The 24,527-nt window shown below is 68.7% G+C and carries 20 protein-coding genes and 1 pseudogene; 15 read left to right on the top strand and 6 right to left on the bottom strand.

The features are described 5' to 3' along the window. Window positions 1–13 precede the first annotated feature (13 nt). The 4 genes from OG936_RS26795 to OG936_RS26810 all read left to right on the top strand — a co-directional run bounded on the left by OG936_RS26795 (window position 14) and on the right by OG936_RS26810 (window position 6,938). The gene (locus OG936_RS26795; protein ID WP_406498039.1) at window positions 14–1,903 is read left to right on the top strand and encodes an IucA/IucC family protein; all 1,890 of its coding nucleotides are present in this window, start codon (window positions 14–16) and stop codon (window positions 1,901–1,903) included. A gap of 44 nt (window positions 1,904–1,947) precedes the next feature. After that, complete coding sequence (locus OG936_RS26800; protein WP_266749129.1) at window positions 1,948–2,754, top strand: GNAT family N-acetyltransferase; 807 nt, start codon at window positions 1,948–1,950, stop codon at window positions 2,752–2,754. A gap of 78 nt (window positions 2,755–2,832) precedes the next feature. Continuing rightward, a complete protein-coding gene (locus tag OG936_RS26805; protein WP_406498041.1) occupies window positions 2,833–4,917 on the top strand; it encodes an IucA/IucC family protein in 2,085 nt (694 codons plus the stop codon). 50 nt (window positions 4,918–4,967) lie between these two features. After that, complete coding sequence (locus OG936_RS26810; RefSeq protein WP_383758872.1) at window positions 4,968–6,938, top strand: ATP-dependent DNA helicase; 1,971 nt, start codon at window positions 4,968–4,970, stop codon at window positions 6,936–6,938. A gap of 110 nt (window positions 6,939–7,048) precedes the next feature. On the opposite strand, the gene lexA is transcribed toward OG936_RS26810, so the two are convergent. Continuing rightward, window positions 7,049–7,843, bottom strand: a complete 795-nt coding sequence (gene lexA / locus OG936_RS26815; RefSeq protein WP_093898912.1) for a transcriptional repressor LexA — start codon at window positions 7,841–7,843, stop codon at window positions 7,049–7,051. 606 nt (window positions 7,844–8,449) lie between these two features. On the opposite strand from lexA, the gene nrdR reads away from it, so the two are divergent. From nrdR to OG936_RS26830, 3 genes are all read left to right on the top strand, one after another. Beyond that, complete coding sequence (gene nrdR / locus OG936_RS26820) at window positions 8,450–8,962, top strand: transcriptional regulator NrdR (protein WP_383758871.1); 513 nt, start codon at window positions 8,450–8,452, stop codon at window positions 8,960–8,962. A gap of 159 nt (window positions 8,963–9,121) precedes the next feature. Further along, window positions 9,122–12,025, top strand: coding sequence for a vitamin B12-dependent ribonucleotide reductase (locus tag OG936_RS26825; RefSeq protein WP_406498043.1), 2,904 nt, complete (start codon window positions 9,122–9,124; stop codon window positions 12,023–12,025). 531 nt (window positions 12,026–12,556) lie between these two features. Further along, entirely contained in the window at window positions 12,557–13,318 is a 762-nt protein-coding gene (locus OG936_RS26830) for a GNAT family N-acetyltransferase (protein ID WP_406498045.1), read from the top strand. A gap of 87 nt (window positions 13,319–13,405) precedes the next feature. Here the strand turns inward: OG936_RS26830 and OG936_RS26835 are convergent, their stop codons facing one another. Next, complete coding sequence (locus tag OG936_RS26835; protein WP_406498046.1) at window positions 13,406–13,942, bottom strand: TerD family protein; 537 nt, start codon at window positions 13,940–13,942, stop codon at window positions 13,406–13,408. A 178-nt stretch (window positions 13,943–14,120) separates the two neighbouring features. After that, window positions 14,121–14,459: pseudogene (locus OG936_RS26840) on the bottom strand (hypothetical protein); the annotation flags it as partial. Window positions 14,460–14,561: 102 nt separating this feature from the next. On the opposite strand from OG936_RS26840, the gene OG936_RS26845 reads away from it, so the two are divergent. Next, window positions 14,562–14,837: a hypothetical protein gene (locus tag OG936_RS26845; RefSeq protein WP_406498048.1), complete on the top strand. Its 276-nt coding sequence runs from the start codon at window positions 14,562–14,564 to the stop codon at window positions 14,835–14,837. A gap of 9 nt (window positions 14,838–14,846) precedes the next feature. Here OG936_RS26845 and OG936_RS26850 read toward each other — a convergent pair whose 3' ends face one another. Then, window positions 14,847–15,167: a hypothetical protein gene (locus OG936_RS26850; RefSeq protein WP_406500786.1), complete on the bottom strand. Its 321-nt coding sequence runs from the start codon at window positions 15,165–15,167 to the stop codon at window positions 14,847–14,849. Between the two features lie 43 nt (window positions 15,168–15,210). Here OG936_RS26850 and OG936_RS26855 point away from each other — a divergent pair, with 43 nt between their 5' ends. Beyond that, on the top strand, window positions 15,211–15,816 hold the full coding sequence (locus OG936_RS26855) for a YdbC family protein (protein ID WP_327258682.1): 606 nt from the start codon (window positions 15,211–15,213) through the stop codon (window positions 15,814–15,816). A gap of 112 nt (window positions 15,817–15,928) precedes the next feature. Here OG936_RS26855 and OG936_RS26860 read toward each other — a convergent pair whose 3' ends face one another. Then, the gene (locus OG936_RS26860) at window positions 15,929–16,618 is read right to left on the bottom strand and encodes a TetR/AcrR family transcriptional regulator C-terminal ligand-binding domain-containing protein (RefSeq protein WP_406498049.1); all 690 of its coding nucleotides are present in this window, start codon (window positions 16,616–16,618) and stop codon (window positions 15,929–15,931) included. Between the two features lie 166 nt (window positions 16,619–16,784). On the opposite strand from OG936_RS26860, the gene OG936_RS26865 reads away from it, so the two are divergent. The 6 genes from OG936_RS26865 (at window position 16,785) to OG936_RS26890 (ending at window position 23,721) form a co-directional block, all read left to right on the top strand. After that, window positions 16,785–18,395 carry an ABC-F family ATP-binding cassette domain-containing protein gene (locus tag OG936_RS26865; protein WP_406498051.1) on the top strand — a complete coding sequence of 537 codons (1,611 nt, stop codon included), beginning with the start codon at window positions 16,785–16,787 and terminating at the stop codon, window positions 18,393–18,395. A 25-nt stretch (window positions 18,396–18,420) separates the two neighbouring features. After that, window positions 18,421–19,080: a histidine phosphatase family protein gene (locus tag OG936_RS26870; RefSeq protein ID WP_383758864.1), complete on the top strand. Its 660-nt coding sequence runs from the start codon at window positions 18,421–18,423 to the stop codon at window positions 19,078–19,080. A 12-nt stretch (window positions 19,081–19,092) separates the two neighbouring features. Beyond that, window positions 19,093–19,995, top strand: coding sequence for an ADP-ribosylglycohydrolase family protein (locus tag OG936_RS26875; protein ID WP_406498053.1), 903 nt, complete (start codon window positions 19,093–19,095; stop codon window positions 19,993–19,995). A gap of 240 nt (window positions 19,996–20,235) precedes the next feature. Beyond that, window positions 20,236–22,002, top strand: coding sequence for a DUF4153 domain-containing protein (locus tag OG936_RS26880; RefSeq protein WP_406498055.1), 1,767 nt, complete (start codon window positions 20,236–20,238; stop codon window positions 22,000–22,002). A gap of 327 nt (window positions 22,003–22,329) precedes the next feature. Then, complete coding sequence (locus OG936_RS26885; protein WP_406498057.1) at window positions 22,330–23,040, top strand: ribonuclease HII; 711 nt, start codon at window positions 22,330–22,332, stop codon at window positions 23,038–23,040. Between the two features lie 60 nt (window positions 23,041–23,100). Continuing rightward, the gene (locus OG936_RS26890; protein WP_406498059.1) at window positions 23,101–23,721 is read left to right on the top strand and encodes a hypothetical protein; all 621 of its coding nucleotides are present in this window, start codon (window positions 23,101–23,103) and stop codon (window positions 23,719–23,721) included. 67 nt (window positions 23,722–23,788) lie between these two features. Here OG936_RS26890 and OG936_RS26895 read toward each other — a convergent pair whose 3' ends face one another. Beyond that, entirely contained in the window at window positions 23,789–24,427 is a 639-nt protein-coding gene (locus tag OG936_RS26895; RefSeq protein ID WP_406498061.1) for a hypothetical protein, read from the bottom strand. Window positions 24,428–24,527 lie beyond the last annotated feature (100 nt).

The raw sequence follows: 24,527 nt of genomic DNA on the forward strand, positions 1-24,527 counted from the left end.
AAGGAAGACCGCCGTGAACCCCACCCCCGCGCCCCAGGCCGACGGCCCTCCCCCCACCCAGCAGCGAGGACAGGACGCATACACCGGCAACCTCGTCGTCGAGCACACCACCGTGCCGCGCCAGAAGGCGGCACCGCACGACGAGCGGTACGCCCCGAAGTGCCCGAACACCGGCGCGGCACCCGCCGATCTCCTCGACCATCCGGATCCGCTGCGTGCCGCCGACACGGCGGGTGCCGAGAACCTGCTCCGCTGCTGGGTCCGGGAGAGCGACCTCTCCCGGCCGGCCGGGGACACCCTCCGGATCCCCCTCCCCGCAAGCGGAACCGCACTGCTCGTCCCCGTCGTCTACTGGTCCGCGACGGGCTGGCACCGCTTCGGCACGCCTGTCCTGGAGGGGGCGCCCGAAGGAGCGCCGACGGCCGACGCCGTCACGGTCGCCGCTCTCCTGGGGCGCGAGGCCGACCACCACGAAGGCGCCGACCTGGTGGCCCGGGTCGCCGACTCGGTACGGCGGACCGCCGGCTTCATCGTCGAACGGCGCCGCACTCCGGACGCTCCGCCGGAAGCGGACTTCTTCCTCACCGCCGAGCAGTCACTTCTCCTGGGGCACCCGCTCCACCCCACCCCCAAGAGCCGCGAGGGCCTTTCCGACTCCGAATCCCGCCGCTACTCACCCGAGTTGCACGGCTCCTTTCCGCTGCACTGGATGGCCGTCGACCGGTCCGTGCTGGCCACCGACTCCGCCTGGACCGACGGAGGGCGTCCCGTGCCGGCCACGGAGCTGGCCGCCTCCCACGCCGGAGGAGTGCGGCTCCCCGACAACACCGCACCGATTCCGCTCCACCCCTGGCAGGCCCGCGAACTCGGCCACCGGCCTGAAGTGGTCGCCCTGCTCGACGCCGGACTCCTTCACGACCTGGGACCGCACGGGAAGCACTGGCACGCCACCTCTTCCGTCCGTACCGTGCATCAGCCAGGTGCCGAGGTCATGCTCAAGCTCTCCCTCGGTGTCCGCATCACCAACTCCCGTCGTGAGAACCTCCGCAAGGAACTCCACCGCGGAGTAGAGGTCCACCGGCTGCTCCGCAGCGGACTCGCTGCGCAGTGGCACGCCGTCCACCCGGGCTTCGACATCGTCCGCGACCCCGCCTGGCTCGCCGTCGACGGCCCGGACGGAGAGCCCGTCGCGGGCCTCGACGTGATGCTGCGCCACAACCCGTTCGGCCTGTACGACGACGCCGTCTGCATCGCCGCGCTCACTGCCCCGCGCCCCTGGCCCGGCCGGGTCGGCATGTGTTCCCGCCTCGCCGAGATCGTTCTCTCCCTGGCCGCCGCCACCGGAAGAGCTGTGGGAGCCGTCGCCACCGAGTGGTTCCTGCGCTACCTCGACCGCGTCGTACGCCCCGTGCTCTGGCTCGACGCCCACGCGGGTGTGGCGCTCGAAGCCCACCAGCAGAACACCCTGGTGCTGCTCGACCCGCACGGCTGGCCCGTCGGCGGCCGGTACCGCGACAACCAGGGCTACTACTTCCGGGAGTCCCACCGCGCAGCACTGGAGCACCGGCTCCCCGGCATCGGATCGGTCAGCGACACCTTCGTCTCCGACGCGGTCACCGACGAACGGTTCGCCTACTACCTCGGCATCAACAATGTGTTCGGCCTGATCGGAGCCTTCGGCGCCCAGCGCCTCGCCGACGAGCACGTGCTCATCGCCGCGTTCCGTCGGTTCCTCGGCTCGGCCACCGCACTCGGCTCGCCGCTGCCCGCACACCTGCTGGACAGCCCCCAACTGCGGTGCAAGGCCAACCTGCTGACCCGGTTGCACGGCCTCGACGAGCTCGTCGGGCCTGTCGACACCCAGTCCGTGTACGTCACCATTGCCAACCCCTTGTATGTCTGAAGGACGATGACCACCGCCTGAACCGCCGAGAGGAGAGCAACACCGTGGCTCCCGCCGATGCGCACACCGACGCCGGTCCCGGACCTGCCCCACAGACCGACACGGGCACCGACGACACCCTGGACCTGCCGCTCTCCGAAGAACTCCTCGCCGTGTTCGGGGAGGACACACCGGCCACCGCCGTACAACCGCTGCCGCCGATCGGGCCCGCGTCATCCGCACCGGATGGCGCGGGCCCGGCCGCGGGCGCGCGGGCGACCGTGAGCAGAGCGGCCTCCTCCGCTCTGCTCGACCACCCCGCAGACTGGGGACCGGTGGCCACCCCGGCCGGTGTGTTCCAACTCGTCCCCGTGCGGCTGGAGCGCGATCTCGCCGTGATCAGCCGCTGGATGAACGACGCGGCGGTCTCGGCGTTCTGGGAACTCGCCGGATCCGAAGCCGTCACAGTCGCTCATCTGCGTCCTCAGCTCGACGGTGACGGACGCAGCGTCCCATGCCTCGGCGTGCTGGCCGGCGTCCCCATGAGCTATTGGGAGATCTACCGCGCGGATCTCGATCCGCTGGCGCGCCACTACCCCGCTCGCCCGCACGACACCGGAATCCACCTTCTCATCGGTGGCGTGAACGACCGTGGACGCGGTGTCGGTACGACCCTCCTCCGGGCCGTCGCCGACCTCGTACTCGACAACCGCCCCCTGTGCGCACGGGTTGTCGCGGAGCCCGATCTACGTAACACCCCGTCCGTCTCCGCCTTCCTGAGTGCCGGCTTCCGCTTCTTCGCGGAAGTCGAACTCCCTGACAAACGAGCTGCCCTGATGATCCGCGACCGAACCCACCGTGCCCAGCTGTGAAAGAACCGAACGCACTGAACGAACCGCTGCAACGCGTACACCGCTCGAACCCCATCGGTTCCACCCGGAGGAGTACCCGTGCCGAAATATCCTGCGAGCCATGATTCATCGGAGTCCGACGCGCTGCTCAGCACGCCAGAACTGAATCGGGCGGTCTGGGACAGAGCCGCCGCCCGACTACTCGCGAAGATGCTCGGTCAATTCGCCTACGAGGAAGTCATCGAGCCGGAAGCCATCGAACGGGAAGCCACCGAACCGCTCGGGCAGGCCGACGGCGGCGATACGTACACCCTCACGCTCGACGACGGTGGAACGCTGTCTTTCAGCGCCCGGAGGGGTGTGTACGGCGGTTGGCACATCGCCCCCGAGTCGATCCTGGAGACGTCCGGGGGCGTCCTGGAGGCACAAGCCGGAGCGGCAGGCACGAGCGACGGGGACGCGCCGGCGGAACGGCCGCGTGACAGCGACGGGGACGCACCGGCGGAACGGCCGCGTGACAGCGACCGGGGCGCGCCCGTAGAACGGCCGCGTGACAGCGGCCGCGGCGGCCCCGCCGATCCGCCGCTGGACCGGAACGGCGTGCCTGTCCTCATCCGCGATCCGCTGCAGGACCGGAACGGCGGCGCCGTCCCCTTCCGGGATCCGCTGCAGTTCCTCGCCCGCGCTCGCCACCTCCTCCGGATCGACGGAGCCACCCTCGGCCACCTCATCCGCGAGATCACCACCACCCTCGCCGCCGACGCCCGGCTGGACCACACCGCGCTCTCCGCCGCCCGGCTGGCCGACCTCGACTACGCCGAGCTGGAAGGGCACCAGACGGGCCACCCCTGGCTCGTCGCCAACAAAGGGCGCCTCGGTTTCTCCGCCACCGACGCGGCCCGCTACACGCCCGAGGCCCGCAGGCCGGTCGGGCTGCCGTGGATCGCTGTCTCCACCCGGATCGCCGCCTACCGCGGAGTGCCCGGCCTGGCGGCTCCCGAGCAGTTGTACGCACAGGAACTCGACCCGTCGGTCCGCGACTCCTTCGCCGCCGTGCTCCGCGCCCGCAACCTCGACCCCGACGGCTACCTCTGTCTTCCCGTGCACCCCTGGCAATGGGATGAATGGATCGTTCCGGTCTTCGCCCCGGCCATCGCCGCAGGCGACATCGTTCCGCTCCATGCCGACGCGGACCTCCGGCTGCCGCAACAGTCCATCCGCACCTTCGCCAATGTGACCCGCCCCGACCGGCACACCGTCAAACTGCCCCTGTCGATCCTCAACACGCTGGTCTGGCGGGGCCTTCCGACCGAACGCACCCTCGCGGCCCCCGCAGTCACCACCTGGGTCCAGGGCCTGCGCGACGGGGACACCTTTCTGCGCGAGACCTGCGGCGTCATCCTGCTCGGCGAGGTCGCCTCCGTGGCCGTCGAACATCCGCTCTACGACCGCCTCCCCGAGACGCCGTACCAGTTCAAGGAGATCCTCGGCGCGATCTGGCGAGAGCCCCTCCAGCCCAGGCTCGCGCCGGGCGAACGGGCCCGGACGCTCGCCTCGCTGCTCCACACCGACCCCCGGGGCCGCACCTTCACGGCCGAGCTCGTCGCCCGTTCCGGACTGACTCCCACCGCCTGGCTGACCCGGCTCTTCGCGGCGCTGCTCCCGCCGCTGCTGCACTTCCTCTACCGCTACGGCACCGTGTTCTCCCCGCACGGCGAGAACGCCATCGTCGTCTTCGACGAACAGGACGTACCGGTGCGCCTGGCGATCAAGGACTTCGTGGACGATGTGAACATCAGCTCCCAGCCGCTGCCGGAGCACGAGTCGATGCCGCAGGACGTACGCGACATCCTCCTCATGGAGGAGCCCTCCTTCCTCACCCAGTTCATTCACGCCGGACTGTTCATCGGTGTCTTCCGGTTCCTCTCCCCGCTGTGCGAGGAACAGCTCGGAGTCCCGGAGGTCGATTTCTGGTCACTCGTGCGGGCCGAGATCCTGCGGCATCACGCCCGTTTTCCCGAGCTCAAGGAGAGGTTCGAGTTGTTCGACATGCTGACGCCCCGCATCGAACGTCTCTGTCTGAACCGCAACCGTCTGCATGTGGACGGCTACCGGGACCGCCCCCGTCGCCCGCACGCGGCGATCCACGGGACTGTGCCGAATCCGCTCCACCCCTCCGTCTGAGTCCGGGAGTGATCGCCGTTGTCAGTGGTGCCCCGTAGGGTGGTCGGGCTATGACGAAGCCATCCCTCCCCGATCTCCTGCACGCCGCCGTGACCGCCGTCGGCGGTACGGAACGGCCTGGCCAGGCCGCCATGGCCACGGCCGTTGCCGAGGCTGTCGACGACAACGCCCATCTGCTCGTCCAGGCCGGTACCGGCACGGGCAAGTCCCTCGGCTACCTGGTGCCCGCGCTGGCGCACGGGGAGCGCGTCGTGGTGGCCACGGCGACCCTCGCGTTGCAACGCCAGCTCGTGGAGCGCGACCTTCCGCGTACGGTCGACGCCCTGCATCCGCTGCTGCGCAGACGCCCCCAGTTCGCCATGCTCAAGGGCCGGTCGAACTACCTCTGCCTTCACCGACTCCATGAAGGTGCGCCGCAGGACGAGGAGGAGGGGCTCTTCGACCAGTTCGAGGCCGCGGCCCCGTCGAGCAAGCTCGGTCAGGATCTCCTGCGCCTGCGGGACTGGTCGGACGAGACCGAGAACGGCGACCGTGACGACCTCACCCCGGGCGTCTCCGACCGTGCCTGGGCGCAGATCTCGGTGTCCTCCCGCGAATGCCTGGGCGCAAGCAAGTGCGCGTACGGCGCGGAGTGCTTCGCGGAGCTGGCCCGCGAGCGTGCCAAGCTCGCCGACGTCGTCGTCACCAATCACGCCCTCCTCGCCATCGACGCCATCGAAGGCGCTCCGGTGCTCCCGCAGCACGAGGTTCTGATCGTCGACGAGGCGCACGAGCTGGTCTCCAGGGTCACCGGAGTCGCCACCGGCGAGCTCACCCCCGGCCAGGTCAACCGCGCCGTGCGCCGCGCGGCCAAGCTGGTCAACGAGAAGGCCGCCGACGCCCTGCAGACCGCGTCGGAGGGCTTCGAGCGGGTGATGGAGCTGGCGCTGCCCGGTCGTCTGGAGGAGGTCCCCGAGGACCTCGGCTACGCGCTGCTGGCGCTTCGCGACGCCGCGCGTACGGTGATCTCGGCCATCGGCGCCTCCCGCGACAAGTCCGTCCAGGACGAGGACGCCGTCCGCAAGCAGGCCCTGGCGGCCGTGGAGACGATTCATGGCGTCGCCGAGCGCATCACCCAGGGCTCGGAGTACGACGTCGTCTGGTACGAGCGGCACGACCGTTTCGGCGCCTCCGTGCGGGTCGCCCCGCTCTCCGTCTCCGGACTGCTGCGCGAGAAGCTCTTCACTGAACGGTCCGTCGTCCTCACCTCGGCCACGCTCAAGCTCGGCGGGGATTTCAACGGAGTGGGGGCGTCGCTCGGACTCGCCCCCGAAGGCACCACGGGCGACGACATTCCGCAGTGGAAGGGGCTCGACGTAGGGTCGCCCTTCGACTACCCGAAGCAGGGCATCCTGTACGTCGCCAGGCATCTGGCCACGCCCGGTCGTGAGGGTTCCCGTACCGACATGCTGGACGAGCTCGCCGAGCTGGTGGAAGCGGCGGGCGGGCGCACCCTGGGGCTGTTCTCGTCCATGCGGGCGGCCCAGGCCGCCGCCGAGGAACTGCGCGGTCGGCTCGACAAGCCGATCCTGCTGCAGGGCGAGGAGACCCTCGGAGAGCTGATCAAGAACTTCGCGGCCGATCCCGAGACCTGCCTCTTCGGCACGCTGTCGCTCTGGCAGGGCGTCGATGTGCCCGGTGCCGGCTGCCAGCTGGTGGTCATGGACCGGATCCCGTTCCCACGCCCCGACGACCCGCTGATGAGCGCACGCCAGAAGGCGGTCGAGGAGGCCGGTGGCAATGGGTTCATGGCCGTCGCGGCGACGCACGCCGCGCTGCTGATGGCTCAGGGCGCCGGCCGACTGGTACGGGCCACGGGCGACAAGGGAGTCGTCGCGGTGCTCGATCCGCGGCTGGCCAACGCCCGGTACGGCAGCTATCTGCGAGCCTCGCTGCCCGACTTCTGGTACACCACCGACCGCAACCAGGCGCGCCGCTCACTCGCCGCCATCGACGCGGCGGCCAAGGCCAACGGCCAGTAGCCTGTTTGCCCCGGTGCCCGATGTCCGTGGGCCCGGGGCGGACGATGGCACAGGAAGGGCCCCGGGATCGGCGCAGTGGATCCCGGGGCCCGGTCGGAGCCGACGAGCCATCACACCCGCCGCAACACCGCCACCACCTTGCCGAGGATCGTCGCCTCGTCGCCAGGGATCGGCTGGTACGCGGAGTTGTGGGGGAGCAGCCACACATGGCCGTCCTCCCGCTTGAAGCGCTTGACCGTGGCCTCGCCGTCCAGCATGGCTGCCACGATGTCGCCGTTCTCCGCGACGGGCTGGCGGCGCACGGTGACCCAGTCGCCGTCGCAGATCGCCGCCTCGATCATCGAGTCACCGACGACCTTGAGGACGAACAGCTCACCGTCACCGACCAGCTGGCGGGGCAGCGGGAAGACGTCCTCGACCGATTCCTCGGCGAGGATCGGGCCACCCGCTGCGATCCGGCCGACGAGCGGCACGTACGACGCCGCGGGCTTCCCGGTCGTATCGGTGGGCTGCGAGCTGGGCTGGTCCGAGCCACGGACCTCGTACGCCCGGGGGCGATGGGGATCGCGACGAAGGAAGCCCTTGCGCTCCAGGGCCATCAGCTGATGGGCGACGGAGGACGTGCTGGACAGGCCCACTGCCTGGCCGATCTCCCGCATCGACGGCGGGTACCCGCGCCGCTGCACGGAATCCCGGATCACCTCGATCACGCGCCGCTGCCGGTCCGTGAGCCCCGAGCTGTCCGCCCGGATTCCTGGAGGTCGGCCGGGTAGCGAGCGCGCTGGGCGCACGGGTTCCGGCCCCTCCGTGTTCGTGACTGAGTCATTCATGGCATGCACCGGCTCGAGTCGGCTCTGGGAGCGGTCCTGGGCAGTGATGGTGGCACTGTCTGCGGTGGTGGTCACGTCGGCCCCTCTCGAATGGTCTCCCTAGCTGGACAACGGTAGTAGCTTTCGAAAGGTTGCGCCAAACACACGTTCGAGTGAAAAACTAATAAAAGTCTGTCGTGTGTTCACTGCTGGGTGTATGCGCGATGCGAAGGCGGCCGGGGCCCCGTTTAGGGCCGGCCGGTCGGACCGACCGGTTGGCTCGGGTGGTCGGCCCGGGTGGCGATTCGGCTCATTACGCTAGCGTCCGCCGGTGCGTCGACGCCACGCGGGGTCTCCTTCCGGTCGACGCCCGGGGGGTCGAGAAGGGTGCGGTCCGGTTCCGGTGGGGGGTTGTCGGAGTCCGACAGGTGGGGCCCCGCAATCCTGGCAGTCGCGCGGTTCCCGTAACCTCGTGGTCGGTCGTACGCTGCCTGCTGGCCGCCCGCGACGCGCGAAACGCGCCGGGGCCGAATGTGCGACCAAACCCAAGATCTAGTGGTTGGATTGCTCCAGCCGCCCAGAAGTTGTGGTCCCCGGTCCGCCGGGAGTGCGGCCATCGCCTATGCTTGAGACTGCTTTCGAGGGGCCCTGGCGGGCCCTGAAGAGGCCATTCAGTCGTGCTGTGAAGGAGGGTTGGGAGCTATGCACTGCCCCTTCTGCAGGCACCCCGACAGCCGGGTCGTCGACAGTCGCACCACCGATGACGGCACGTCGATCCGCCGTCGCCGTCAGTGCCCCGACTGCTCCCGCCGCTTCACGACGGTGGAGACCTGCTCGCTGATGGTGGTCAAGCGCAGCGGTGTGACCGAACCCTTCAGTCGTATCAAGGTCATCTCCGGCGTGCGCAAGGCATGCCAGGGGCGGCCGGTCACCGAGGACGCCCTCGCCAAGCTCGGCCAGCGGGTCGAGGAGGCGGTGCGCGCCACCGGCAGCGCCGAGCTGACCACCCATGACGTGGGTCTGGCCATCCTCGGCCCCCTGCAGGAACTCGACCTCGTCGCGTACCTGCGTTTCGCGTCCGTGTACCGGGCGTTCGACACACTTGAGGACTTCGAGGCCGCCATCGCGGAGCTCCGCGAGCGGCGGTCTCCCGTGGAGGAACGCGGGACCGGCGAGACCCTTGAGGTCCCCGTGCCCGCCGTCGCCGTCGACTGAACGACACCGGCCGATCGACACGGGTCCGTGGATCGGCGGCAGGCGGCTGTATAGACCTGCTCCGGGTGCTGTGCGCGGCACACGGAGTATCAGAGACAGACTGTGCCCCGGGAAGTTCTGGGCACTTCAGGGCGTTTTTGCCCACATATGGGAGGCGGCATGACAGAGACGGCGAGCGGCCCGGCACGAGGTTCCCGAGCCAAGGGATCCAAGTCGAGCAAGGGTCTGCGTATCGAGCGCATCCACACCACCCCCGGCGTGCATCCGTACGACGAGGTGACGTGGGAGCGCCGTGACGTCGTCATGACCAACTGGCGCGACGGTTCGATCAACTTCGAACAGCGTGGCGTCGAGTTCCCCGACTTCTGGTCGGTGAACGCGGTCAACATCGTCACCAGCAAGTACTTCCGCGGGGCTGTCGGCACCCCGCAGCGCGAGACCGGTCTGCGACAGCTCATCGACCGGATCGTGAAGACGTACCGCAAGGCCGGCGAGGACCACGGCTACTTCGCCTCTCCCGCGGACGCCGAGATCTTCGAGCACGAGCTGGCGTACGCCCTCCTGCACCAGATCTTCAGCTTCAACTCGCCGGTCTGGTTCAACGTCGGTACGCCCCAGCCGCAGCAGGTCTCGGCCTGCTTCATCCTGGCCGTCGACGACTCCATGGAGTCGATCCTCGACTGGTACAAGGAAGAGGGCATGATCTTCAAGGGCGGCTCCGGCGCCGGCCTGAACCTCTCCCGTATCCGCTCCTCCAAGGAACTGCTGTCCTCCGGCGGCAACGCCTCCGGACCGGTCTCCTTCATGCGAGGCGCCGACGCCTCCGCCGGAACGATCAAGTCCGGTGGCGCCACCCGACGCGCGGCCAAGATGGTCATTCTCGATGTCGACCACCCCGACATCGAGAACTTCATCGAGACCAAGGTGAAGGAAGAGGAGAAGATCCGCGCCCTGCGCGACGCGGGCTTCGACATGGACCTGGGCGGCGACGACATCACGTCCGTCCAGTACCAGAACGCCAACAACTCCGTCCGCGTGAACGATGAGTTCATGAAGGCCGTCGAGTCCGGCGGCAAGTTCGGGCTGCGTGCTCGGATGACCGGTGACGTCATCGAAGAGGTCGAGGCGAAGTCCCTCTTCCGTAAGATGGCCGAGGCCGCCTGGGCCTGCGCCGACCCGGGCATCCAGTACGACGACACGATCAACCAGTGGCACACCTGCCCGGAGTCCGGCCGGATCAACGGCTCGAACCCGTGCAGCGAGTACATGCACCTGGACAACACCTCGTGCAACCTGGCCTCGCTGAACCTGATGAAGTTCCTCAAGGACGACGGCAAGGGCAACCAGTCCTTCGAGTCCGAGCGCTTCGCCAAGGTCGTCGAGCTGGTCATCACCGCGATGGACATCTCCATCTGCTTCGCCGACTTCCCGACGCAGAAGATCGGCGAGAACACCCGCGCCTTCCGCCAGCTGGGCATCGGTTACGCCAACCTTGGCGCCCTGCTGATGGCGACCGGCCACGCGTACGACAGCGACGGCGGCCGCGCCCTCGCCGGTGCCATCACCTCGCTGATGACCGGCACCTCGTACAAGCGCTCCGCGGAGCTCGCGGCGGTCGTCGGCCCGTACGACGGCTACGCCCGCAACGCCGAGCCGCACCAGCGCGTCATGAAGCAGCACGCCGATGCGAACGCCGCGGCCGTCCACATGGACGACCTGGACAACTCGATCTGGGCCGCCGCGACGGAGGCCTGGCAGGACGTCATCCGCCTCGGCGCGAAGAACGGTTTCCGCAACGCGCAGGCCTCGGTCATCGCACCCACCGGCACCATCGGTCTCGCGATGTCCTGCGACACCACCGGCCTCGAGCCCGACCTCGCCCTGGTCAAGTTCAAGAAGCTGGTCGGCGGCGGCTCGATGCAGATCGTCAACGGCACCGTCCCGCAGGCCCTGCGCCGCCTGGGCTACCAGGAGGAGCAGATCGAGGCGATCGTCGCCCACATTGCCGAGCACGGCAATGTGATCGACGCCCCCGGTCTCAAGACCGAGCACTACGAGGTCTTCGACTGCGCGATGGGCGAGCGTTCCATCTCCGCGATGGGCCACGTGCGCATGATGGCCGCTATCCAGCCGTGGATCTCCGGCGCGCTCTCCAAGACGGTCAACCTGCCGGAGACGGCCACTGTCGAGGACGTCGAAGAGGTCTACTTCGAGGCGTGGAAGATGGGCGTCAAGGCGCTCGCGATCTACCGCGACAACTGCAAGGTCGGCCAGCCGCTCTCCGCGAAGACCAAGGAGAAGGGAAAGCCCGCAACGGATGCAGTCACGGCCAAGGCCGAGGACGCCATCCGCAGCGCGGTCGAGAAGGTCGTCGAGTACCGCCCGGTCCGCAAGCGTCTCCCCAAGGGCCGTCCAGGCATCACCACCTCCTTCACGGTGGGCGGCGCCGAGGGCTACATGACCGCCAACTCCTACCCGGACGACGGTCTCGGCGAGGTCTTCCTGAAGATGTCCAAGCAGGGCTCCACCCTCGCGGGCATGATGGACGCCTTCTCCATCGCAGTCTCGGTCGGTCTGCAGTACGGCGTCCCGCTGGAAACGTACGTCTCGAAGTTCACCAACATGCGCTTCGAGCCGGCCGGTATGACGGACGACCCGGACGTGCGGATGGCGCAGTCGATCGTCGACTACATCTTCCGCCGCCTCGCGCTGGACTTCCTGCCCTTCGAGACCCGCTCGGCACTCGGCATCCACTCGGCCGAAGAGCGTCAGCGTCACCTCGACACCGGTTCGTACGAGCCCTCCCTGGAGGACGACGAGCTGGACGTCGAAGCCCTGGCCCAGTCCGCCCCGGTGCGGACGGAGCCCCTGAAGGCGGTGGCTCCTGTGCAGGAGGCCGAGAAGCCGGCGCCGATGACGGCGCACACTTCGGCGGAGCTCGTCGAGATGCAGCTGGGCATCAGTGCGGACGCACCGCTCTGCTTCTCCTGCGGTACGAAGATGCAGCGCGCCGGGTCCTGCTACATCTGCGAGGGCTGCGGCTCGACCAGCGGTTGCAGCTGACAATGAGCGCAACTGCGTCTGATGCAACAGTGAGTATTTGCTGCTGAGGGCGCTGAGCTCCACTTGAGAGAGGGTGCCGACCACCGGTCGGCACCCTCTCGCGCGTCTTGGATCTGCGGAGACGAGGGACGTCGCACAAGCGATCCGTCGACGTCGCGTTCCATGCCCAGTGACGAGAGCCGCTGATCTATCAGGTTCTGCTTCCTGGGTGCCGGCCTCCGGGGTCGTGCGTCTCGACGCGACTCCAGGCGTGTTCGAGGCGATGCCGGACGGCTGGGCGGCCCATAGCGGTCTCGGCCGCCCGGGCTGGACTCCGGCACTACCCACTGGCTTCGCCTCCACGGTTTCCTGCGCCGTCCGACAGCCGGCGCCTCGCCCCGAAACGCCACATTCAGTGCCGAAACCCCACGTTCCGTGGCTCGGCGGCCAGGAGGACCTCGAGAGCGAAGAGGCATTGAGGGGCCCCGGGAAGCGGACCCCCGTGGGGCAATTCGAAGGCGGCCATGGTGCACGGCTGCATAGGCTCCCCACATGCCAAGCTCAGAACGTCAGCGGATCAACAGCTTCCTGTCCGCCTTCGCTCGCCGCCAAGCCGCGCACACCGTGGACCTCCCTGGCGGGTTCGCCGTATATGACGACGCCTTCGCCCATTCCCGCGCGAACAACCAGGTCGTCGTCGACACGGCCGTCGACCCCGAGGCGCTGCCGGCCATCGCGGAGGAGGCACTGGGGCATCTGCCACACCGAATGATCTCCGTCCTTGACGACGAAGCAGGAACGGCGTGCGCAGAGCCGCTGATCCGGGCCGGATACACCCACTCCACCTATCTGGTCATGCTGCACGCAGGCCCGGTGCCGGCCGGCGGACCTGCGGAGGAGATGGACCTCGACGCGATACGTACCCCGCTCGCCCGGCGATGGCGGGGCCTCCTTCCGGATGTCGACGACGAGGTCGTACGCCATCTCGTCGACCGACGCGAGGCTCGCCGACGCGGAGCCGACATCGTTCACTTCATCGGTGCCCGCGCGGAGGAGGGCGAGGTCGCTTCATGGGCCGACCTCTATCTGGACCCGGCAACCGGCACGGCCCAGATCGAGGACCTGATCACTTCGGAGGCCCATCTCAGGCGCGGCTACGCCGACGCCGTCCTGACCACCGCCCTGCGCCTGGCCGCCGACGCGGACTGCGGTACCCGGTTCCTGACCGCCGATGCGGCGGACTGGCCGCGCCACTGGTATGAGCGCCGCGGCCTCTCCGCCATCGGCCACTCGCACTGTTTCGAACGCGGCTGATCGCGAGCCCGGTCCCCTCCGTCGTGCAGCAGCGGCCGGGACCGGGGCCTTCGGCCGGTTGCCGTGCTGACCGTGTCCCGCGAGGCGTCAGGCTCCGGGTGTACGGCCTCCCATCGTTGCGGCGAACGAATCGGGGTCACCGTCGAAGCCCCGGACCGTGGCGTGGAACTCCCAGACACCGGAGGCGCTGCGGACGAACTCCACGACGGTTGCCGCGGTGGCGGCGCCGACCGCGGAGAAGTCGTCCTCCGCCAGATTCGTGTAGCCCTCCCGGACCTGTACACCGGTATTCGCTATCTCGGCGAATGTCTTGTGGCCGTCGCGCTGCTGAATGGCGACTCCGACGACGACCCGGGTGTACGCGGTCGACAACCGGCCCAGTTCGAGCGTCATCACCTCGTCGAAACCGAAGCCCTGGCCGGTCCTGCTGTCGCGGTTGAGAGTGATGGTGCCGTCCGGCGAGCGGCTGTCGAAGTGCACGAGGTACGCCGGACTGCCGTAGGGCGCATTCGTGAGGTAGGTCGCCGCGATGATGTCGAGGTCATGGGCCGGGGCACCCGGAGGACTGGGATCCCATTTGAGCCTGACTTCGACCTTCTCGATGTCCTTGTTGGGCGTGCTCATCGGACTTCCCTCCTTGGTTCGCCGCTGGGTCGTCGGGCCGTTGATACCACCCGATCATGTCCGTAACGGACCGTGGATCCAACCGGCTTGGCAGCCAGGGGCGGAATCGGGCCACTGCGTCGATCGACGGTTCGGCGTTCGCCGGATTGCCGATTCGCCGGTTTGCCGGTTCGCTGGTTCAGTGCGGAATGTGGCGGGGCGGTTGCTGCCGGACCTCTTCGCGGAAGGTTTCGATGGCGCTGCTGACCTGACGGATGAGATGGGCGTCCTCGATGCGGTCGAGATAGAGGCAGTTGCGGGCCACCGCGTCCAGTTCGAAGGCGAAGCAGAGTGTCATCAGAGGGTTGATGAAGAGTTCGCTGCCACGGGTGCGCGAGGTGAACTGTACGTCCCCGAAGGCTCCTTGGACGGCTGCGGCAATCGACCCGTTGACGCTGCTGGGGTGGTCGGGGGTGTGGTGGTGCGCGTGCGCCACCGCGTCGACGAAGAGGGCGCCTTCGCGAGTGGCTTTATCGAGCAGTAGTGGCTCTGGTTTCCGTGGAGGCTCACGGAAAGTGATGTCAGTGGCGGGTGGTGGGATGGCCGGACTCTGCCGTTGACCTGCTGGGAGACCACCGTGATGCCCGTGTACCCGTCTCTGACTCGCGCCCTGGCCGAGGCGTTGGTCGATGTCCTGTGGTTCATCGACGGCAGTGAAGAGAATCAGACGGATCAGGACGACGCCGTGAAGGTGCTGGAGGGCATCGCCCACCTGGTCACCAAGCTGTCGAGCGATCAGCGGCAGGAGTTGATCGATCTGCTCGGGGAGATGGCCGAAGTCGAGTCCCACCCGGCTCGGCGCGAGTTCCTGGCAGGGTTCCCGGAAGGATTCGGGCTTCTTGAGGATGCATCCTGACCGGTCTCTTCAGGAGTAGGGCAGGACGCGTTTGCGTAGGAGTTCGAATCCTGCGCGACCGAACATTTGGCGTTTCAGCATCTTGATCCGGTTGACATGATCTTCGACGACCCCGGAGTTCCAAGGTTGTGAGAGGCCGGCGATGACGGTGTCCAGGTCGCGTTCGAGGTGCCGGGCGCGCGGTCGGGAGTCCGCATAGATGTCGAACCCGCCCCCGACCCCCGTGACGAGGACGCGTTGGGCGGATTCGAGGCGGGAGAACAGGGGGTTGGTGTGCATCGAGGCCCTGGAGATCATTCTGCGTTTCTCGGCGATCGGTTCGTACTCCATCAGAGGGTGACCCGCGCCGGGTTCCGCACCGTACGATGGCGCGGTGCTGGTCAAGTGGATTCGTTGCACCGTGGTGGACCGTCGAGGTTTTGAACGGGGGCAGCGAAAGTGGGCGGGGCTGCTGGGTGAGCCGGGATTCAGGGGTCAGGGCGGCGGGTGGAGCCGAGGGCGTCCGGAAGTGGCGCATGTCTTCGCCTTCTGGGAGAACCGCGTCTTCTACGACTCGTTCATGGCGCGTGCCCACGACGGGTTGGCCGCCGCGCAGTCCGGCACGTACAGCAGCATCCAGGTCAAGCTGTTCGAGTACCGCTTCGATGTGAAGACCGGCTTTGAGCCGCGCTTCACCGACGCGGATGTCGTCAGGGTGGCGCACAGCAAGGTGCACGAGGACCGGGTCGAGCATTTCGCACTGATGCAGGAGAGGGTGTGGAACCCGGCGATGGCCGGCTCTCCGGGGATGCTGCGGGGGGTGTTCGGCGAGGCGCCGGGGCACGAGTTCCTTGTGTTGTCCATGTGGCAGTCGAGCGCCGAGCGTGGCAAGTACCGGGCGGGGAGCATCGAGCGGCTGACGCAACGGGCGCAGACCGAGGACGATGTGGCGGCTGTGGCAGGAGACGTGGTGCAGCTCGAACCGTCCTGGACGGTGTGATCTGACGGACGGACGGACGGACGGACGGTGCGGGGCGGGCGGGCGGCCGAGCCGGGTTCGGTCGGATGACTGGCGCGGTCGAGGTTGTGCACGTGGGCGATTGGGTCGCTGATCAGGCGGGTTCGGCCGAGGCCCGGGTGGGCGGGGCCGAGGTGGGCGGGGTGCTGAAGACGCCCGCTCGGGCAGCTGCCAGCGCCGCGTCCGCGGACTGGTCGGCCAGCCTCTCGTCGATGGGTTCACGGGTGATGAACAGCCTGAAGAACAAGGGGGAGGTCACTGCCCTGACCAGCGCTCCTGCGTCCGTGCGCCGGTCCAGTTCGTTGCGCGCGACAGCGCGCGCGACGATGACCTCGCAACGGGCGAACCGTTCGGCGTAGAAGCCGCGCAGCGCCTCGGCTGCGCGCCGGGACTGGAAGGCCGCGGCGACGAACGCAGTCGGCGCGGCCGCTGTGTCGGGGTCGGTGAAGGCGGCGGCCGTCGTGTGTGCGAGGGCGCGCAGATCTCCCTCCAGGGTTCCGGTGTCGGGCGGTGTCCAGCTGTCCTCCCCGGCCAGATCCAGGGCATCCACGACCAGTCCTTCGAGGTTTCCCCAGCGGCGGTAGAGGGTCGTCTTGTGGATGCCGGAATGCTCGGCGACGTATTCGACGGAGAGGCCCGGGTAGCCATGCTCGACGAGCCCGGTGAGGACGGCATTCCGGACCGCCGCGCGGGTGCGAGCGGTGCGACCTCCGGGGCGGTGGCTACCAGGGGCGAGCGGGGCTGCCGGAACGGCGGTCTCCGGGGCGGCTCTTCGTTCGGTCAATTGCTACTCCTGTTGCGTTAGTGCGTTCCAGTGTGCCACGCTCATGCTTAATGCAACAGTGGTTGCGTTTGATGGGAGTCGGTGGGCGGCCTGGGACCATTCCCGGCAGCTCCCCGCTGGTCGCTGCTGCTTCCGTTGCTGTGGCTGTCCGAGTTCGGAGGTGCCCGTGCCTACACAGATCTCGCTGCGCGATATCACCGTGACCCGCGGCGAAAGGCTGCTGCTCGACGAAGTCTCACTGACAGTGCGCCCAGGTGAGCGGATCGGCATCGTGGGAGAGAACGGCGCGGGCAAGACAACCTTGCTCGGCCTGCTCGCCGGCCTGGAACGGCCGGATTCCGGTGAGGCGTTCACGGCGTCCGACGGCAGCACGGGGCTGCTGGCGCAGACGCCAAGGCTGCCGCCGGACAGCGCGGTCCAGGACGTGATCGACGATGCCCTTGCGGAACTGCGTACCATGGAGCAGAAGTTACGGGAGGCCGAAGCAGCACTCGGTACGGCCGGTCACGCCGCCCTCGCCGCCTACGGAGACCTGCTCACGGCGTTCGAACTACGCGGGGGATACGGAGCGGACGCGCGTGTCGACAAGGCGATGCACGGCCTCGGTCTGGCCCGCATCGGGCCGGCCCGGCGGCTCGGCAGTCTCTCCGGCGGCGAGCAGGCACGGCTCGGCATCGCCTGCCTGATCGCGGCGTCCCCCGAGGTGATGCTGCTCGACGAACCCACCAATCACCTGGACGGAGCCGCTCTCGACTGGCTGGAGGGCGCACTGCTGTCCTACCGCGGCACGGTGATCGCTGTGTCCCATGACCGGATCTTCCTTGAGCGCGTGACCACAGCGGTGCTGGAGGTCGACTCCGACCGCCGGACCGTTGTGCGCTACGGCGGTGGATACGAGGGATTCCGGACCGAGCAGACCGCCGCACGGCGACGCTGGGAACAGTCCTATGCGCAGTGGTGCGAGGAGACGGCCCACCTGGAGGAGTACACATCGACCACAGCCCACGATGTCGCGGCCGGCCGTAACATCAAGGACAACAACAAGATGGCGTACGACCGGGCCGCGGGCCGGGTCCAGGCCTCGGTGTCCGGGCGGATCCGCAAGGCCCGCAAGCGTCTGGAGCGACTGAGGGAGGAGCCCGTCCCCAGGCCCCCGGACCCGCTGCGCTTCACAGCCCGGCCCAGGGCAGGTGCGACCGAAGGGGAGCTGGTGTCCCTGACGGGTATACGGGTGGGCGATCGGCTCGCAGTCGACCGGCTCTCCGTAGCGGCGGGCGAGAGACTACTGATTCACGGCGGTAACGGAGCGGGGAAGTCGACTCTGCTCCGCGTCATGGCGGGCGTGCTCGGACCGGACGCGGGCCGCGTGGTCCGGCGGGGCGGAATCGGATACCTTGCGCAGGAGATACCGACGCACCGACCTGCGGAGCGGGTGCTCGCGACATTCGGCCGGGGACTGCCACTCACCGACGACGAACAGGAGGAACTGCTGCTCTCGTACGGACTGTTCCGGTCCCGGGATCTCCAGTTGCCGGTCGGATCGCTGTCCGCGGGGCAGCGCAGACGTCTCGCCCTCGCCCGTCTGCTGGCCAGACCCGCGGACCTGCTGCTGCTCGACGAGCCCGCGAATCACCTGGCCCTCGGACTGGTGCAGGAGCTGGAAGAGGCGCTGGCGCACTGGCAGGGCGCGATGGTGGTGGTCTCCCACGACAGGGCGCTGCGCCGCCGCTTCACGGGCGACATCCGTCGGATGGAGTCCGGACAACTGCTCGAATGAGCCGCAGCCGATCTAGGGTCGGTACATGGCACGACCGCAACGCATTGTCCTCGTCCGGCACGGGGAGTCCGAGGGCAACGCCGATGACACGGTGTACGAGCGTGAGCCCGACCATGCGCTGAGGCTCACCGCGACAGGTCTCCGGCAGGCCAGGGAGACGGGCGTGCGGCTGCGCGAGCTGTTCGACGGCGAACGGGTCAGCGTGTACGTCTCGCCCTACCGCCGCACGCACGAGACCTTCCGGTCCTTCGGGCTGGACCTGGAGCGGGTGCGGGTGAGGGAGGAGCCGCGGCTGCGGGAGCAGGACTGGGGGAACTGGCAGGACCGGGAGGATGTGAGGCTGCAGAAGGCGTACCGGGATGCCTACGGGCACTTCTTCTACCGCTTCGCGCAAGGCGAGTCCGGGGCCGATGTGTACGACAGGGTCGGGGCCTTCCTGGAGAGTCTGTACCGGAGCTTCGAAGCCCCTGACCACCCGCCGAACGTTCTGTTGGTCACACACGGGCTGACCATGCGTTTGTTCTGCATGCGCTGGTTCCACTGGTCGGTGGCCGAGTTCGAATCGCTGTCCAATCCGGGCAACGGCGAGACCAGGGCACTGATACTCGGAGCGGACGGGCGCTACACCCTTGACCGGCCGTTCGAACGCTGGCGCACCCCTGAGCCCTACGGCATCACCGGATAGAGTGGAAGGGCGATGACAACCGCTGACTCTGTCTCCGAGCAACGTCTTGAGCGCGCCTTGGCCAGCCTGCGTGGACTGGCTGTGGGAGACGCGCTGGGTTCCCAATTTTTTGTGCCGGCCAACTATCCGCTGCTGAAGCAGCGCGGACTTCCACCCGGCCCCTGGCAGTGGACGGACGACACCGAGATGGCCTCTTCGGTGCTGGCCGTGCTGGTGAGGCACGAGCGAATCGATCAGGACGCGCTCGCTCATTCCTTCGCAGACCACCACGACTTCGACCGCGGATACGGCCCCGCCGTGAACCGGCTGCTCCGGCTCGTGCGGGAAGGCAGCGACTGGCGGGAGCTGGCGTCCGCGCTGTTCAACGGACAGGGCTCCTGGGGCAACGGTTCATCGATGCGCATCGCGCCGCTCGGTGCCTGGTACGCGGACGACCCGGAGCAGGCCACGCACCAGGCCGAGATCTCCTCGTACACCACGCATCAGCATCGCGAGGCGGTCGTGGGCGCGATGGCTGTTGCGGCCGCTGCCTCGCTGGCGGCGGCGTCCGCGGGACCGCCCACCCCGACAGAACTTCTCGACGGTGTGATCGGGCTCGTACCGCGCAGCGCGGTCGGCGCCGGGCTGCGCCGGGCACGCGACATGCTCGACTACGACGATGCCGGGACGGTCGCTGCGGTCCTCGGTAACGGCCGGCGCACCAGTGCACATGACACCGTTCCGTTCGCCCTCTGGTCGGCGGCGCGAAGTCTCGGCGATTTCGAGCAGGCCTTCTGGGTGACGGCCCAAGCGGGCGGCGATGTCGACACGACCTGTGCGATCGTCGGCGGGATCGTCGCGGCGGGCAAGTCGGGCGCACCGCCTGCCGACTGGTCGGCACAGACGGAGGAGCTGCCGGACTGGCTCCTGCGGTAGGGCGAAGCGCGACAACGGCGATGTCGATGACGATGGCGCGCGGCGTCGATCGGACGGCGCGACTGTCACGGTACTGCCACAGCCCTGCCTCGCACGGCCGGTAACCGTAAGGGGAAGTTACCCTTTCGGCCACGCCGCCCACGGTGATCATCCTGACGGGCGCGCACCGAAATGAGACGCCGGGGTGCCCCCGCGCTGCCCAGCGGCGGTGCGTGCAGACCCCGGTGAGGGAGGGGTCCCATGTCCGATCACACGTCAGAAACACCTCGGCCGGAAGATGCCCCCGAGGGGTCCCAGCGGTCTGAGGGGTCCGAACTGTCGGAGATGTCGGAACGGGCCGGGAGGCCCGGGACGGCCGCGATGTCGAAGGCCGCGATGCCGGAACCCCGCGGCGCAGCCGCCGAGCCGCCGAAGGTGCCGGTCTCCGGGCAACAGGATGGACCACAGCGCCCGCCCAACCCCAGGCAGCAGGGCAGACCCCAGGCCTCGGCGGTCTCACGACTTCGCCCGGCCAATCCCCCCGCCATCCGGACCGCGACACTCTGTTCCGTCCTGGCCACCGCGATACTGAGCGCCCTCCTGCTGGGTGACGGCCTCGGCCCGAACCTTCTGATCGTCGCGGTTCCCGCAGCGCTCGCGGCATACTTCGCCGCACAGGCAGCCGGTCGCCGACTCCGCCCATGGACAGGTGTCTGGGCGGTCGGTGGCCTTGCGCTCCTCGCCGTCCCGGCCCTTCGGGACGCCGGATGGCCCACCTTCCTGGCGGTCGTATCGGCTGTCGCGCTGGGCTCACTCGCCCTGCACGGCAGTCGCAGCTGGCTCGGGGTGTTTCTCGGTTCACTGGGCCTGTTCAGTTCCATCACCGATGGCCTGGCCTGGGGCGGGCGAGGCGTGCGTGAACGGATGGCAGGCTCCCGGGGCCGGCTCGGAGTCGTATTCCGCACCACTGGTGTGGCGGTCGTCCTGCTCATCGTGTTCGGGGCACTGTTCGCAAGCGCCGATGCCGCCTTCGCCGACGTGCTCGGCAACCTGATCCCGGATGTGTCGGTGGGCGACAGCCCCTGGCGGTTGTTCCTCTTTGTGATCGGCCTGGTCGGTGCGTTCGCCGCCGCGTACAGCGCAGCCGCACCGGTGCGGTGGGACGGCATCACCGTTCGACCGGGGAAGGCGAGCGGACGGCTGGAATGGGCCCTTCCGCTCATCGTGCTGAATCTGCTGTTCGCCGTCTTCATCGCCATCCAGCTCGCCGTGCTGCTCGGCGGATACGACAAGGTGATGGCCGAAACCGATCTGAGCTACTCCCAATACGCCCGTCAGGGTTTCTGGCAGCTTCTCTGGGCCACGCTCCTCACGCTGCTGGTGATCGCGATCGCCCTGCGCCGGGCTCCTCGCGGACGGGGGAACGACCGCACTCTCGTACGGAGCGTGCTCGGCACGCTGTGCCTGCTCACCCTCATAGTCGTGGCGTCCGCGCTGAGGCGTATGGACCTGTACGTCGATGCGTACGGTCTGACACGGCTGCGTATATCCGTGGCTGCGATGGAACTCTGGCTCGGCGTGGTTCTCGTCCTGATCATGGCGGCTGGCGTGTTCGGTGCCCGCCTGCTGCCGCGCGCCGTTGCCGCCAGCGCAGCCGCCGCCGTGCTCGCGTTCGGACTGGTCTCGCCCGATGGGCTGATCGCGGAACAGAACGTCCAGCGGTACCGCAACGACCACTCGATAGACATCGACTACCTCCAGGGCCTCTCGGCCGACGCCGTACCGGCCCTGGACACGCTGCCCGAGCCACTGCGCTCCTGCGCCCTCAAGGACATCCAACGGTCGCTGAGATCCTCGGACACCCCGTGGTACGCCAAGAGCTGGGGCGAGGCGCGGGCCCGGGGCATTCTGAGAAAGCGGGGCCCGAACGACCTGGCACAGAGCTGCGACGCTTCCCGTACGAGCGGCGGTGGCAGCGACCGCGGCGGTGACGAAGACGATCAGTACGACCCCTACGACCCGTACTGATGTGGGTCTGGCCGGACGGGTCTGGCCCGACTGGTACGAGCAGCGCACCGTTCCGTGCCGCGTTCCATGCTTCACGAATGTGACGCAGGCGCCGGGCAGCACCTCCAGTCCGTGATCCTCAGTGGATTTCTCCCGGCTTCGGCACAACTGTTCGCGACCGCCGAGTGCGTACATACAGGCTCGACCGGCGCGTGTACCGCAGCAAACTGAAGAACGAGGACCACGACCGTGCCGCAAACCGTTCCGCGGCGCGGCGTGCGGCCGGGGCGGCCGACGCCCGCCCCGGGGTGTTGTCGGCGTACCCATCGGCGTACCCTGACAGGCGCCATGCCGTACGAACCACCCACGCACACCGTCGAGCGCTCACTGCGCGCGACCACTGGTGCCAAGACCGTCGCCGGTGTCGACGAGGTCGGACGCGGAGCGTGGGCGGGACCGGTCACTGTGTGTGCGGCCGTCACCGGCCTTCGCAGACCTCCCGCCGGACTCACCGACTCCAAACTGATCAGTCCCAAGCGCCGCGCTGAGCTGGCCCCGTTGCTGGAGCGCTGGGTCACCGCGTTCGCTCTGGGAGACGCTTCTCCGCAGGAGATCGACGACCTGGGCATGACAGCTGCACTTCGCCTCGCAGCCGTGCGCGCCCTCGAAGCCATGCCAGTCCGACCCGACGCGGTGATACTCGACGGCAAACACAACTACCTGGGAGAGCCCTGGCAGGTCCGCACTGTGATCAAGGGCGACCAGTCCTGTATCGCGGTCGCGGCAGCTTCGGTGATCGCGAAGGTTCGACGGGACACGATGATGGCCGAACTGGGCGCGGCTTCCGGCGAGTACGCCGCCTTCGCCTTCGACGCCAACGCCGGCTACCCGTCGCCCGTGCACCGGGCCGCGCTGGAGGAGTGGGGGCCCACACCCCTGCACCGCCTTTCGTGGTCCTACCTCGACGCGCTGCCCAGGTGGCAGCACCTCAAGAAGGTCCGCTTCTCCGCCGAGGCGGCTGCACTGGAAAACGGGGGCCAACTCGGCTTCGACTTCTGATCGCGCACGTGTACCCACCCGCTGATGCCTTGCGCGTCGGCGTTTGATAGACAACCACCCATGCCTCTCACCCCCGAGGAGCCTCAGATTCACGAGAGCGCCCAGGGTCCCCGCGTCACTCCGGCCACAGGCCGCACCGCGTCGACCCCCCGTCCTGTACCCGGTCCGCGTTCAGCGGCCATGCCGCGCCCGGGTCGCCCGGGCCCCGGCCCCGCGAGGCCCGCGCCCCCGGCGCAGCGCCCGCACTCCACCTCCGGCCAGCCGCAGGCGGCACGGTCGGAGAATCGTTTTGCACCGCAGATCCAGCTGATCCCCGCCTCGGCCGCCGGTGCGCTCGACGCCGCCGACGAAGCGGTGGATCTGCTCCTCGACTCCGGACGCGCACCGGGCGACATCCTGGTGCTCACCACAGGAGAACAGCACCCGTGGGCTGTGCACGAACTCACCTTCGGTGAGGCCGCCTACTGGGCGCAGCACGAAGCCGGCGACGATGTCTTCTTCGCCGGTGCCACAGCCATGGACCGGCTCAAGATCCGGCCCGTAGTGGTCGTCGCTGTCAACGGTGACGGTGGTGACGCCGTTGCCCGTGTGTTGTCCGGTGCTCGTGAACGAGCAGGTGCCCTGCTGATCGTGTGCGGAGACCCGCAACTGATCAACGCAGAGCTCGGCGCCGGCGTCTGATCCGTAGGGGACGAAGGACTGTGGTGACCCGGCTGCCCGAGAGGGCGGCCGGGCCCGCGACGACGGATCAGCGTGCTGCGGTGCGCCGCAGTGCCTGAGCCGCACCCCCGCCGGTGCGCAGCGGAACCGGATCGGGGTCCAGCGACGTTTCGGCGAGCGCGGACGGGCGGGATGTGGAGTTGGGCCGACGCCCGCCCCGGCCCTCGCCCAACACCTGCCAGCCGCCGAGGGTCAGCGTGATGTACGCACCGCACCGCAGGCCGTGCAATGTGCACGCGTCCCGCAGGCCCCACATCCACGCCCCGTCCTCCTCCGTCCAACGCTCGTCGCCCTCACGGCAGTAGAGCAGTACGGCGGTGCGGGCAGGCGTGCGGCGACGAAGGTCGTGCGGAATCACCCGGCGCATGTGCGCCAGTAGAGCGTTGCGGAACTCCCAGCCGTCCGCGGTTATGGAGTGGCGGGCAAACGAGGCGCTGGCCGCGAGGCGTTCCTCATGGTCGAGTACGGCGACGACAGCGGTTTCCGGTGTGGGCCGGTGCCTGGCGTGCAGGCCGCTGACCACCTCGCGAGGGTTGCGCAGCAACGGTATGCCCGCTTCTGCCCACTCGGCCGGTTCGAGCATCCTGGCAAGGCGGTTGGCGGAGTCGACGGATGCCGAAGACGCCGATATCGAAGTGGCTGCGGACGGAGCGAATCCGAAGGTCACGGTCCTCCCTTCGCATACGCGCCCACGGTGCGGGCGGGGTCGAGTGAGGGCGCACCGCGGCACAGCCCTTCCGGGCCGCGAAAGGGCCGTGCGGGGAGCG

Origin of the sequence: Streptomyces sp. NBC_00846 (assembly GCF_045207325.1) — a bacterium.
Classification (GTDB): Bacteria; Actinomycetota; Actinomycetes; order Streptomycetales; family Streptomycetaceae; genus Streptomyces.